Origin of the sequence: Microcoleus sp. PH2017_09_SFU_O_A, assembly GCF_020738625.1 — a bacterium.
Taxonomy (GTDB): Bacteria; Cyanobacteriota; Cyanobacteriia; order Cyanobacteriales; family Microcoleaceae; genus Microcoleus.
The window spans coordinates 1-12,882 of sequence record NZ_JAEQCF010000057.1 but is presented as its reverse complement, the minus strand read 5'-3'; the positions used below and the strand labels follow the sequence as shown (position 1 = coordinate 12,882).

The 12,882-nt window shown below is 48.0% G+C and carries 9 protein-coding genes and 1 CRISPR repeat array; of the genes, 7 read left to right on the top strand and 2 right to left on the bottom strand.

What is annotated here, in order from left to right:
• Positions 1–235 precede the first annotated feature (235 nt).
• From nirB to JGK16_RS20980, 4 genes are all read left to right on the top strand, one after another.
• The gene (gene nirB / locus JGK16_RS20995) at positions 236–2,800 is read left to right on the top strand and encodes a nitrite reductase large subunit NirB (protein ID WP_293193736.1); all 2,565 of its coding nucleotides are present in this window, start codon (positions 236–238) and stop codon (positions 2,798–2,800) included.
• Between the two features lie 301 nt (positions 2,801–3,101).
• Positions 3,102–3,461, top strand: coding sequence for a nitrite reductase small subunit NirD (nirD, locus tag JGK16_RS20990; RefSeq protein WP_293143783.1), 360 nt, complete (start codon positions 3,102–3,104; stop codon positions 3,459–3,461).
• A gap of 337 nt (positions 3,462–3,798) precedes the next feature.
• Positions 3,799–5,892 (top strand): HEAT repeat domain-containing protein, encoded by a 2,094-nt coding sequence (locus JGK16_RS20985; RefSeq protein WP_293193738.1) that lies wholly within the window; start codon positions 3,799–3,801, stop codon positions 5,890–5,892.
• Positions 5,893–6,105: 213 nt separating this feature from the next.
• Positions 6,106–6,441: a CRISPR direct-repeat array (repeat unit 30 nt; unit sequence GCGAGCGATGGGTATTTTTCCACGCGAGCG).
• A gap of 96 nt (positions 6,442–6,537) precedes the next feature.
• On the top strand, positions 6,538–6,987 hold the full coding sequence (locus JGK16_RS20980; RefSeq protein ID WP_293186592.1) for a transposase: 450 nt from the start codon (positions 6,538–6,540) through the stop codon (positions 6,985–6,987).
• Positions 6,988–7,192: 205 nt separating this feature from the next.
• Here JGK16_RS20980 and JGK16_RS20975 read toward each other — a convergent pair whose 3' ends face one another.
• Both JGK16_RS20975 and JGK16_RS20970 read right to left on the bottom strand, forming a co-directional pair.
• Positions 7,193–8,920 carry a pentapeptide repeat-containing protein gene (locus JGK16_RS20975; protein ID WP_293186594.1) on the bottom strand — a complete coding sequence of 576 codons (1,728 nt, stop codon included), beginning with the start codon at positions 8,918–8,920 and terminating at the stop codon, positions 7,193–7,195.
• A gap of 308 nt (positions 8,921–9,228) precedes the next feature.
• Positions 9,229–9,645 carry a hypothetical protein gene (locus JGK16_RS20970; protein ID WP_293186595.1) on the bottom strand — a complete coding sequence of 139 codons (417 nt, stop codon included), beginning with the start codon at positions 9,643–9,645 and terminating at the stop codon, positions 9,229–9,231.
• A 186-nt stretch (positions 9,646–9,831) separates the two neighbouring features.
• Here JGK16_RS20970 and JGK16_RS20965 point away from each other — a divergent pair, with 186 nt between their 5' ends.
• The 3 genes from JGK16_RS20965 to JGK16_RS20955 are packed head-to-tail and all read left to right on the top strand — an operon-like array spanning position 9,832 to position 12,025.
• Positions 9,832–10,008 carry a hypothetical protein gene (locus JGK16_RS20965; protein WP_293186597.1) on the top strand — a complete coding sequence of 59 codons (177 nt, stop codon included), beginning with the start codon at positions 9,832–9,834 and terminating at the stop codon, positions 10,006–10,008.
• A 29-nt stretch (positions 10,009–10,037) separates the two neighbouring features.
• Entirely contained in the window at positions 10,038–11,807 is a 1,770-nt protein-coding gene (locus JGK16_RS20960; protein WP_293186599.1) for a S8 family peptidase, read from the top strand.
• A complete protein-coding gene (locus JGK16_RS20955) occupies positions 11,804–12,025 on the top strand; it encodes a hypothetical protein (protein WP_293186601.1) in 222 nt (73 codons plus the stop codon). The genes JGK16_RS20960 and JGK16_RS20955 overlap by 4 nt, the downstream gene beginning before the upstream one ends.
• Positions 12,026–12,882: the final 857 nt, after the last annotated feature.

The following is a 12,882-nucleotide window of genomic DNA, read 5'->3' as shown; positions in this document are numbered from 1 at the left end:
CAGATGGACAGTGGATATTTACCGAACAATCTCCTGCCCTGTGAATTATCAATTATCAACTGTCAATTATCAACTGTCAATTATCAACTGTCACCACACCTCATGCAAAAATGCAATCGCCACCATACGACAATTGCATAAAAGTTAACTTTTTGTATCCATACATACAAAAGTTTACAAAAAATTCTTATATTAATAAAACCAACGACGGATAAACGAGATAAAAGAGATTCTAATGACAGCCAAAAAAAATCTGATTGTAATTGGCAATGGTATGGTAGGTCACAAGTTCCTAGAGTTAATGGTGAGCTCGGATGCTGCCAAAAACTGGAATTTAATTACTTTTTGTGAAGAGCAGCGCGTTGCTTACGATCGCGTAAACCTCAGCGGATTTTTCTCTGGGAAAACGGCGGGAGATTTATCTCTAGTTGCACCGGGATTTTATCAAGAAAATGGTATTCAAATTCACATCGGCGACAAAGCAGTCGCCATCAATCGCGAACAAAAAACTGTCTCTTCAGCCAACGGTTTAGAAGTTCCCTACGACAAACTTGTACTCGCTACGGGTTCCTATCCATTTGTACCGCCTATCAAAGGCAAAGACGCGGCTGGTACTTTTGTTTACCGGACAATTGACGATTTGGAGGCGATGTCAGATTATGCTAAAAATTGCAAAATAGGTGTAGTAATTGGCGGCGGTTTGTTAGGCTTGGAGTGCGCTAATGCTCTCCAAAATATGGGTTTAAAAACTCATGTGGTTGAGTTTGCGTCGCGGCTGATGCCCGTGCAAGTTGATGAGGTTGGTGGTGCGATTCTCCGTAACAAAATTGAGGAGTTGGGGGTTTCGGTTCACACTAGCAAATCTACCACCGAAATTGTCAGCGAAGATGGCAAAGTTACTAAAATGCTGTTTGCTGATGGTTCGGAATTGGCAACGGATATGATTGTGTTTTCTGCTGGTATTCGCCCCCGAGATGAAATTGCCCGAGGTTGCGAGATTGCAGTGGGAGAACGCGGCGGTATTATAATTAATGATAGCTGCCAAACTTCGGATTCTGATATTTATGCGATCGGCGAATGTGCACTTTATCAAAATCGCATCTACGGTTTAGTTGCCCCTGGTTATACAATGGCTGGCGTAGCAGCAGATATTTTGAGCAGCGCTGCGGATGACGGGCAAGATGCCCGTCCCACTAGCACTTTCACTGGTGCGGATATGTCCACAAAACTGAAACTTTTGGGTGTGGATGTGGCGAGTTTTGGTGATGCTTTTGCGAATTCTGCCGGTGCTAAAGAGATTGTTGTTGCTGACAATTTCCAAGGCACTTACAAGAAATTAGTTTTAAATCAAGATGGTAGCCGAATTTTAGGCGGTATTCTCGTCGGAGATGCTTCTGCTTACGGCACTTTGCTGCAATTCATGCAAAATGATATTGCTTTGCCGCCACATCCAGAAGATTTGTTGATGCCACCGCGCGAAGGCGGAGCACCTGCTGGTTTTGGTGTGGAGAGTCTGCCGGATTCTGCTCAAATTTGTTCTTGCAATAATGTCAGTAAAGGGCAGATTTGTGAGGCGATTCGCGATCGCAATTTAACTGATGTCGGCAGTGTCAAGAAATGCACTCAAGCTGGTACGGGCTGCGGCGGTTGCGTGCCTTTGGTGACGGACATCTTTAAGTCGGAGATGAAGAAAGCCGGGTTTGCGGTCAAAAATCATCTCTGCGAACATTTTGAGTATTCCCGTCAAGAATTGTACCATTTGGTGCGCTCTCAAGAGCTGAAAAGCTTTGATGAGACGATCGCCAAACACGGCAAAGGGCACGGCTGCGAAATTTGCAAGCCTGCTGTGGCTTCGATGCTGGCTTCTACTTGGAACGACCATATTCTAGAGAAGTCTCACGTCGGTTTGCAAGATACCAACGATTACTATTTGGCAAACATTCAGCGCGACGGTACTTATTCGGTGATACCGCGCATCCCGGGTGGAGAAATTACGCCGGAGAGGTTGATTGCTTTGGGAGAAGTTGCCAGGGATTTTGGGCTTTATACTAAGATTACTGGCGGACAGCGGATCGATTTGCTTGGTGCTCGGGTGGATCAGTTGCCGCATATTTGGCACCGCTTGATTGATGCGGGATTTGAGTCTGGACACGCTTACGGTAAGGCTTTGCGGACTGTCAAATCTTGTGTTGGTAGCACTTGGTGCCGCTTTGGGGTGCAGGATTCGACGAGTTTGGCGATCGAGGTTGAGTTGCGCTATCGCGGTTTGCGATCGCCCCACAAGCTCAAGTCTGCTGTCTCTGGCTGCACTCGCGAATGCGCGGAAGCTCAAAGCAAGGATTTTGGGATTATTGCTACTGAGAATGGTTGGAATTTGTACGTGTGCGGTAACGGCGGGATTAAGCCGCAGCACGCGGTTTTGCTGGCGGCGGATATCGATAAGGAAACTTTGATTAAGTATATCGATCGCTTTTTGGTCTTGTACATTCGCACGGCGGATCGTTTGGAACGTACCGCTACTTGGTTGAACAAGCTTGAGGGCGGTATTGAATACTTGAAGCAGGTGGTAATTGAGGATTCTCTGGGCATTTGTGCTGAGTTAGAGGCGCAGATGGAGCATTTGGTGAATACTTATCAATGCGAGTGGAAAACGACGATTGAAGACCCGCAAAAGGTGCAGCGATTCCAGCATTTTGTGAATTCCGATTTGCCAGATCCGAGTATTGTTCGTGTCGAGGAACGGGGACAAAATCGCCCTGCTTACGAGGATGAAAAGGCTCTAGCTGGAGTTTCGGAATAATTCCAAGCGTGTCAACTTGAACTTAAACCTATTGTCAGCTTGATTGTTTTAGGCAAAGCCCCGGATCCCCCCTAACCCCCCTTAAAAAGGGGGGGACAGGAGTATTATCAAAATTCTCCTAACCCCATTAAAAAAAGGGAGGAACAGGAGTATTATCTTGCGTCCCCCTTAAAAAGGGGGATGCGAGGGGGATCGATGCTCCCAGACAAACGAGAGCGCTCGTAGGTTTTAGCCAATTGTTGATAGGATGAAAGCCGTAGACTGGGAATGAGATTAGTCGTATTAAATTAACAGGAAAAAAATGGTTCAATCATTACAGGTTTCCGATACAGTAACAACTTGGGTAGATGTGTGCTCCCTGGATGCGATCGCCCCAAATACAGGAGTTTGTGCTTTGGTGGCTGGGGAACAAGTGGCTGTTTTCCGAGTGGGAAACGGGGATGAACTGTATGCTTTGAGCAATTACGACCCGTTTAGCAAGGCTTTTGTGTTGTCCCGAGGACTTGTGGGCGATCGCAGCGGCACTCTAAAAGTTGCTTCTCCGATTTACAAGCAGAATTTTAGCTTGGCTACTGGCCAGTGTTTGGACGATGAAACGGTAACAATTCCGACTTTTCGGGTTCGGGTTGCAGGCGATCGCGTCCAAGTAGCAGCTAGCTAGATTCAACGCCCCAATTGTTCGAGATCCATCCGCCAACACCCAACATTCCGATTGGGTGGTGGCGGATTTTGCATTGGGGCGCGATCGAGCCACTGGTTTTGCTATAAAATAGAGTCGATCGGCTGCATACTACAATCTGGATCGGACAGCGGTAGAAATCGCATCTACAGTCAAACTTTCGTCCGCCTGCACGGTGTAAAGAAGATAGCGTAATTTCAACCACTCGGTTTTCAATCCGCTATACAAGCGGGTTTTGTATCTATAGAAGCCGTTTCAACCGCGAGCGTCTTATTTCAGATTTTCAATCCAAACAAACTTTAGGGGGTAGGATATCACTATGTTATTAAAAAAACTTGTTGTCGAAAATAATCCCCAGACAGTGGCAGAGTTAATCGACGCACAACTCAAAACAGGTCAACTGACTGGGGCCGAACTCCAAACACAAGTTTTCGGCCAGCACTGGCGAGATGAATCTTTGCACGAATTCCTCCGAGAAATTGCAGCCAAGCTCGACAAAGAAACAGCGAGCGAAGTTATAGAATATTTGATAACTCAAAATGGTCAACAAGAAAAATTTATTAATTTATTTTTAGCAGCAGAATGCCTATCAAGAGTTAAAAATGGCATCAATGAAACAACAGAAAAAAAACTGTTAAACGCTTTAAAAAAGTTATCGCAATACGGTACGGTTTTTCTGATTCTTTATCAAAGCGCTGAAGAATTGCAGGAAACTTATCAAATTCGCTATCGATCGATCGCCGCGATCGCCCAAACTTGGAAAAACGACCCGCAAACCCTGCCTTGGCTCAAAATACTAGCACACTCCAGCGACAGCGGCGAAGTCCGCGCCACAGCAGTCAAAGCCATAGCCTGCGGTTGGCCTGACGAACCAGAAATTTACCTGATGCTCAAAAACCTCGCTAAATCCGATCGAAGCTGGGCAGTGCGATCGGCTGCAATCGAAGAAATGGCTTCTGGTTGGCCCTCTAACAGCGATACCTTGCCGCTGCTGGCGGTTCTGGCTCAGTCCGATCGCAGTCCCGCAGTCCGCACCTGCGCCCTGGAACAGTTGGCCTCTCGTTGGCCCGATCGCACAGATACCTTGCTGCTGCTGAGAACGGCCGCCGAATCCGACGAAAATTTGGGAGTGCGAGTCGTAGCGTGGCAAGAAATAGCCAGAGGTTGGCACAGCGTTTTAGGCACGGTGTCCCAGCTTCAAAACCTTGCCCAGACAGGAAGTTCTACCCTGCGAACAGTAGCGGTGCGGGAATTGGCAGCGGGTTGGCCCGCCGATGACGAGGTTTGCTTGCTGCTGAAAACCCTAGCCACCTCCGACAGCAACGAAGAAGTGCGAACAGCGGCGATCGAAGAATTGGCCTCGCGCTGGCCGGGCGAACCAGATATTTACCCGCTGCTGAAAAGTCTCGCCCAGTCCGACGCGAGTTCCACCGTCCGGCAGGCAGCAGTCCAAGGAATTGCCTCTGGCTGGCCATCTAACCCCGAAACTCTGGCTTTTTTGCAAAATATAGCTACGAGCGATCTCGACGCCGAACTGCGCGAAATAGCCTTGCAACAAATTGCCTCCTGTTGGCCCGACAGCCCAGAGACACTGCCCCTGCTGCAAAAAATTGCGAACTCAGATGATTATTGGACTGTGCGGCAAGTGGTAGTAGTAGCCGCAGCCACCTTACCGTCAGCCAGTCTCGAAGTCTTTGAATGGTTGAAAATTCTGGCTGAATCAGACAGACACATCAACGTCCGAGAAACTGCGGTGGAACAGATAGCAAGAGGCTGGGGACACCGGGGCGAGACGCTGCCTTTTCTCAAACAACTGGCGGAGTCGGAGCCCAATTCTCACTTGCTGAGCGTGCTGGTGCGAGAAATAGCGCGGGGATGGCCGCAAGAGCCGGAAACCTTGTCTTGGTTGAAAATTCAGCTTGATGCTGGGGATGAGGAGGTGCGTGAGGTGGCGGTGCAGGAACTTGCTCGCAATTGGCCCGATGGTGCTGAAACTTTGCGGATGTTGGAGGCTAAAGCAGAGGGCGATGAGAGTTCGGCTGTTAGGAAAATTGCTTTGCAAAAGTTAGCCCGGGGGCGGACAAATGAGTCTCAAACTTTTGAGTGGCTGAAAATTAGGGCCGAGCAGGATGATGATTCGCAGGTGCGGGCGATCGCTCTGGTAGAGTTAATTCGGGGATGGAAGGACGAACCGGGAATGTTTGAGTTTTTGCGCCACAGAGCTCTTACCGATGCCTACGATAGAACAGGTTCTTTTGCTTACAATCCCCGGTTTACAGCACTCGAAGCAATTATCGAACATTATCCCGAAAATGAGGAAACTTTGCGATTGGTGCGATCGCTCGCAGTTTCCGACGTAGACGAGCAAGTGCGGGCTTTAGCGGGCCGCCAACTGGCGAGTCAAGATTGGTAATTGGTTGGCTGGTGGAGGAATAGTGCGATCGGGCTATTTATAACGGTGCTCAGAAAGATGAGGTATGTTGTTGGGCTTGGGCCCTTCTTAGTTTAGTGGTTATATGAGCTGTCAGTTATACCTCATCTTTTTGAGAAAGGCTATATATTGATTTTGCCGCACGATTGATGTTGATTCTTGTACCGAATTGATGTTGATTTTTCCACGCGAGCGGCGAGCGATGGGTATTTTTCCACGCGAGCGATGGGTATTTTTCCACGCGAGCGATGGGTATTTTTCCACGCGAGCGATGGGTATTTTTCCACGCGAGCGGGGACGCTCGCACTGTGCAATTTCCGGCGATTTTTGCCAATTTTGATCCGCGAGCGATGGGTATTTTTCCACGCGAGCGGGGACGCTCGCACTGTGGGATTTCCAGCGATTTTTGCCAATTTTGATCCGCGAGCGATGGGTATTTTTCCACGCGAGCGGGGACGCTCGCACTGTAGGATTTCCAGCGATTTTTGCCAATTTTGATCCGCGAGCGATGGGTATTTTTCCACGCGAGCGGGGACGCTCGCACTGTAGGATTTCCGGCGATTTTTGCCAATTTTTCCACGCCGTCCCTGGCACTCAATCCAATTTGCAATTAAATGAGGTAAATCAATGTCATTGAAACAAGATTTTATTCAATTACCACTCCCCAAGAATATCCATTTTATAACATTCGTTACCTGGGAAAGACTAGAACTAACTCCACCGGCTCGACAAGTTGTTCTAGATTCTACCTTGCACTTTCACAACCAAAGATATCAACTATTCGCTGCCGTTATTATGCCAGATCACGTACATCTTTTGCTTCAGCCTTTTCCGAAGTCTGATTCTCAAGACTGGTCAATTGGAAGCTTGCTTCATAGTCTTAAAGGTTTCAGTTCAACCGAGATTCCTAAAGTAATGAAGCATATCGGTAAAGTTTGGCAAGATGGGCGACACGCGGAAATTATTAACAGCCACCAACATTTTATCAATACCTGGGAATATATTAAACAAAATCCTGTCAAAGCTAACTTATCAGATACACCTGAAAAATATCCTTTTTTCTGGGAAAACAGCTAATCTGACGACAAAAAGTGCTGTCCCCGCTCGCGGCCCGGGGTGAAACACGCGATCGCAAAAAAACAGTGCGAGCGTCCCCGCTCGCGGGCTTTCGAGAAACTCGCGGGCTTTTGTGTACGCAGAAACAGTGCGAGCGTCCCCGCTCGCGTGTACAATACGCGAGCTCCGGAAAGCACTCTAAATGCAAAACTGAGATGCTCCCTATTCATTCCCACAAAAGGGCGATCGCAAATCGCACCGCTTCCCCCATCATCGAACAGCGAATACTCGCCGACGCCGTTTTCTCCCACCTCAACAACTGTTCCCGAAAACCCGCGTCTTGCTTGGCCCGCTCCACGATCGCCTGACTGATTACTTTCTTCTGAATCTGCTCTGTCGGAACACCTTCCTGCTTCAAATAATCCAACAACCGCTGTACGCTTTCAGAGAATTTATCCGGCGTCTGAGACATCAAAATAAACGAAATTTGGCGCACCATTCGCTCGTAGATTTCCTGTCTTCTGAGCAACACCTCTTTTGGGAGCGGCCTTGGTGGCTGCGGTGTTGCTGACTCCTCCTGCGAACCGTTATCCGCAACAGCCAATCCCAGCAAAATCAAAATTTCAGCGCCCTTAGCTAAAACCTTTTCCAACATATCTGGATAAAGCGCCAATATGCGATCGCCCAAAATCTTACCATTCACCAAACGGTTCGCGCTCAGCCGCAGTAAATTTTGCTCTCGGGCAGACTCAAAAAATTGAATGTTCAACTGAAGTTCGCAACTCTCTAACTCCACCCGACGCACCGTAAACACCAAAGCCTCCCAATTAGGAAACTCACCAAAACACACCTCCACAATCGAACTTTCCTCGTGATACTGCTGTCCCAATTCCCCAGACTCAAAATCGCGATCGACCGGAAAGCGATTTGCCACAACTTTCGCAGTATAATCAAAGTCAGTAAAAACATAACGACAGTTAACTTTAGACAGCTCGACATCTTGAACCTGCCAATTTTGAATGCAGCACCCCGTAAGCTGCGCCCCCTCCAAATCCGTCCGAATTAAATGGCACTCAATCAAACAAGCTTCTCTTAAATCCGCTTCAGCCAACATCGAATCCACCAAATAAGCGCCGCTTAAATCAGCTTTCCGCAAATCAGCACTGCGTAAATTAGCCTCGCTCAAATCCGCCCGCAGCAAATACACTTCTTGCAAGTTAGCTCGCAGCAAAAGCGCCTGCTTAAAACTCGCTTTCAATAAATAAGCACCCGCCAGATTCGCTCGACTCAAATCAGCCCGATCCAGCACCGCCTCAGTCAAATCCGCCCCCGCCAGCACAGCTCGGTGCAAGTCAGCGCCCGTCAGATTTGCCGATCGCAAAATCGCACCATTCAAGTCAGCTTCAATCAAATTTGCACCGCTCAAAATTGCCGATCGCAAATTCGCTTCCACCAAATGCGCTTCCCGCAAATTAGCACCCGTCAAATTCGCACCAACAAGACTCGCGCGGTTGAGATTCGCCTCCATCAATTCCGCCCCCATCAACTGCGCGCCGTCGAGTTTAGCTTTTTCTAAATTAATTTGGTCAGATTTAACTCCTTGAAGATTAGCACCGCCCAAATCCGCCTCGCACAGCGCCGCCCAATTAAGATCTGCTGCTTCCAAACAACCAAGACGCAAATCTGCTTTCGCAAGATTTGCTCCGCTCAAATTTGCCCCAGTCAGATTCGCCCCAGCCATCCCCGCACTGCGGAGATCCGCGCGGCGCAAACAAGCCCCAATTAACTTAGCATTGCTCAAAAAACACCAGCTCAAATTAGCACCCGTCAAGTTAGCACCAGTTAAGTCTATTTCTCGAAGGTTGACACCGCTTAAACTAGCACCGCTGAGGTCAATATGAGCAAAGTTACGCTCTCCCTCTTGGTAGCGCTGTAAAAATTCCTGTATTTGCATTCGCAGGGGAAGGGGAAGGTAAAAAACAATTTATAGTCGGGTAAAATAACAGTTATCTCGTTTGTAGTGAGGACTTCAGTCCTCGGATTTTATGCGGACTGAAGTCCTCACTACAGGGAGCCTCTGAGTTTTGCATTTGTAGTGCGAGCGTCCCCGCTCGCGTGCTTTATAAAGCACGCGAGCGGGGACAGCACTGAAAGAAAAAATGCTTTTTGCAAAAATGAGATGCTCCCTCACTACAAACCTATTTGATTGCGAGCTATCTACCGGACATCAGAGGATTCAGAAATGGCATTGACTCTATAATCTTAGAGAAATCTCTGCAATTCCTGTTGCAAATACTTTGCCCATTTAGTTGCTAGAGGAACTTCTGTAAAAGGAACCTGCACCGCCGCAGTATCTTTTAACAGAAATTCTATGGCGATCGCTTTTCCAGAATTCGGCGGCGATTCTAAATCTACCACAGCACCGTTAACTAACAACCGCAGCGACTGCACATTTTTCAACGAAAAACTTTGCAAATTCACAGGGCCGCTGCGAGTAGGTTTCCCCCAAGTCAAACAGTCTTCTTGCTGACCGAGTACAGCATAAATATCGTATTTTGCCTTAGCGAATTGTTCCGCCCAGACGCGATACGCTTCTAACTTTTGATACTCGTTCCATCCAGCCCAAGCCAGAGCAATAAAAAGTGCCAGCAGCGGCAGCCACATTAAACCTCTTTCCATGCAATATCCTTTTCATTCAGTTGACAGTTGACAGTTGACAGTTGACAGATGAGGGCGACCTCTACCTAAAAGGAAGAGGATTGGAGTAATGAATAGTTTTCTTTTAATTTATCCGGATCGGGGAGAGGCTTTAAACCAATTATTTCTGGTAAAAAATACTCCCGGTTTTGTTTGCCATCTCCTCTCATGATACAATTGATTGAACTCCTCAAACTTGCTCGGCAATTTAAACTAGAAATTATACCAATTTGCGATCGCACGGGCAGCCCCCACCACCACATACCAAAGGCCCGCCCGCGAGTTATCCAGCAGCCGCCACCCGTAAAACTGGCGATCGCACTGAAAATTGGGTTATTGTGGTGAACAAGCCTTCCCTAAACGGACGATCGGCCATGAAAAAGTTTTTCCTTTTGTGCTTATTTTTAATCGGGCTCGGCTGGGCGATTTCAAATTTCCCAGGACTGGCTACTCAAGGCACTTACGACTCGATTGTGCTGGATTTCCGCGAAGATATCGGTGCTGCCCAGATTGCCAAAGAAGTAAATGCGATCGCCCAACAGTACCAAATATCACCCCAACTCAACAGCGAATTCTCAACATCAGATAATGTGTATGTTGTCAAGGGCGATCGCACTTTGCTAAACGCCCTGAGAAAATCAAATTTGGCTAAAGATACCGAATACATTGAACCGAACTACGTATACAGCGCTTTCGAGATTCCCAACGACCCCATGTATACCAAGCAGTGGAATCTTCGCAGCATCAACGTAGAATCTGCCTGGAACGAAACCAAAGGCAGCGGTACAACAGTAGCGATAATTGACACCGGCATTACCCCCGTTGCCGACTTAAAAGAAACCAAATTTGTACCGGGCTACGACTTTGTAAACGATCGCGCCGAAGCCTACGATGACCACGGCCACGGTACTCACGTCGCAGGTACTGTCGCCCAATCAACTAACAACAACTACGGCGTCGCAGGCATCGCCTACGAAGCAGCTTTAATGCCGCTCAAAGTATTAGGCGGCAGCGGTGGCGGTACAGTTTCCGACATTGCCGAAGCAATTAAATTTGCAGCAGACAATGGCGCAGATGTCATCAACATGAGTTTAGGTGGCGGTGGCGAAAGTCAGTTAATGGAAGAGGCGATCGACTACGCCCACTCTAAAGGCGTTGTCATCATCGCAGCCGCAGGCAACTCCGGCGAAAGTTCCGCTTCCTATCCCGCCCGCTATCCCCACGTCATCGGCGTTTCTGCCCTCGGCCCCAACGAAGAAAAAGCCGATTATTCCAATTTCGGCGCCGGGGTTGACATTTCTGCCCCCGGTGGTTCTGAACTGGGCAAAATTCTCCAAAGTACGATCGACCCAGAAACAGGAAACGAAGTCTTTGAAGCCTACCAAGGCACCAGCATGGCTTCTCCCCACGTCGCCGGCGTAGCAGCCCTAATCAAAGCCTCCGGCATCACAGAACCAGACCAAATTCGCAGCATACTCTTGCAATCCTCGCGAAATGTCACAGAAGACCCCTTAAACCATTTTGGTTCGGGACATCTAGACGCAGGCGCAGCAGTTCAGCTAGCCCAGCGTGGACAAATCAACTTCCGCGACTTCTTCCGCTGGCTGCGCGACAACGGCTATCTCAGCCCCCGCTTCTGGATTGACGGCGGTGCAGTCGCCCTGTTGCCGAAAATTGCCATGGTGCTCGGTTCTTACCTGCTGGCTTTCATTTTGCGGAATTATTTCCCCTTCCAGTGGACTTGGGGCTTTTCCGGCGGCTTGATTGCTGGAAGTTCTGGCTTCTGTTTCCTCCGCAACTTGTTCGTATTTGACTTGCCGCAGTGGCCGATGAGAATCATGGGTAGTTCTATCCCCGAACTCGGCGGTGCAATTAACGGCAGCAGTATGCTGAATCCCTTATTTGCTAGCGTTTTAATTCCCGGGATTTTGATTGTTTTGCTGTTGGGACACAGAGAGTGGAAGTGGATCGCGATCGCAACTTCGATCGGCTTTGCTAGCTGTTTAGCAGTGAATGCTGTTCTCTCTCCCGCAGTTTGGGGATTGGGAACTGGTTTAGTAGCACAAACATTCTTGATTGTCAATGCTTTGTTGTGTTTTGGATTGGCACGTTTGGCTATTAAAACAGAGGCGCAGTCAGCATGAGTATTACAGTCAAAGGCGAAATTGAACGCAAAGGATTAGGCCCGGGCACTTGGGCTTTAATCGGCGAAGATGGGGAAACCTACGAACTTAAGGATGCTCCTTCTGAGTTGAAAAAAGCTGGTCTTAAAGTCAGCGTCAAAGGTGAAATCCGCAAGGATGTAATGACTTTTGCGATGATCGGCCCGGTGCTTGAGGTGCAGTCTTTCGATCTGTTGTAGGTCGATCGACTCGATCCAGCTTTCGATCAAAAAAAACCCCGGCCAAAATTGGCTGGGGTTTATTAATCAGGGTGCATCTACATAATTTAATCTCCGCTCCGACAGCACCACATTCAGGAAAATTTAGAAAATTTATTTCAGCAACTCGGTTTCTTCTCACATCTTGCACCATTCTCAAGAACGGGCAAGATGCCCGTTCCACAAAAGATGAATTTTCTTGTGGAACAGGCATCTTGCCTGTTCATAAAAAGGTAATTGAGAATGGTGCAAGATCTCAGTTTCTTTCAACATTTGTCGTAACCCAAGAGCAAAACTCCTAGAAACCGGGTTTCTGAGCTTATACTTCAGCCCTCAAACAGTCGCTACCTCTGGTTATATCTAATTTTTGCCAAAAAAAACCCGGCCAAAATTGGTCGGGAGTTAATTAATCAGGGTGCATCTACCAACTAAGCTTCCTCAGAATTCCAGCGCAATCCGGAAACTTACCTCAAATTTTTTCAGCATCAGCCTTAACACAAAAAAAACCCGGCCAAAATTGGCGCGGGAGTTAATTAATCAGGGTGCATCTACTAATTTAGTCTCCGGCGCGACAGTACCTCGTTCCGGACAGTTTGGGAAATTAGTCAGAGTTGATGGCTTGATATCGTTTCCGGTTGTATCGGAATTATTTAACCGCAGAGAGCGCAGAGGACACAGAGAGAGAAGATGGAGATGAATACAGGGCTATGCAATCGGATTTGATCTGAGGTGCGATCGACAAAAAAAACTCCCGGGCCAAAATTGGTTGGGAGTTAATTAATCAGGGTGCATCTACTAATTTAGTCTCCGGTAGCACCGTACCTCTTTCGGGATAGTTT

Bases quoted from the DNA above. Each gene is read 5' to 3' on its own strand.
- nirB (WP_293193736.1), top strand. From the start codon at position 236: ATGACAGCCAAAAAAAATCTGATTGTAATTGGCAATGGTATGGTAGGT.
- nirD (WP_293143783.1), top strand. From the start codon at position 3,102: ATGGTTCAATCATTACAGGTTTCCGATACAGTAACAACTTGGGTAGAT.
- JGK16_RS20985 (WP_293193738.1), top strand. From the start codon at position 3,799: ATGTTATTAAAAAAACTTGTTGTCGAAAATAATCCCCAGACAGTGGCA.
- JGK16_RS20980 (WP_293186592.1), top strand. From the start codon at position 6,538: ATGTCATTGAAACAAGATTTTATTCAATTACCACTCCCCAAGAATATC.
- JGK16_RS20975 (WP_293186594.1), bottom strand. From the start codon at position 8,920: ATGCAAATACAGGAATTTTTACAGCGCTACCAAGAGGGAGAGCGTAAC.
- JGK16_RS20970 (WP_293186595.1), bottom strand. From the start codon at position 9,645: ATGGAAAGAGGTTTAATGTGGCTGCCGCTGCTGGCACTTTTTATTGCT.
- JGK16_RS20965 (WP_293186597.1), top strand. From the start codon at position 9,832: ATGATACAATTGATTGAACTCCTCAAACTTGCTCGGCAATTTAAACTA.
- JGK16_RS20960 (WP_293186599.1), top strand. From the start codon at position 10,038: ATGAAAAAGTTTTTCCTTTTGTGCTTATTTTTAATCGGGCTCGGCTGG.
- JGK16_RS20955 (WP_293186601.1), top strand. From the start codon at position 11,804: ATGAGTATTACAGTCAAAGGCGAAATTGAACGCAAAGGATTAGGCCCG.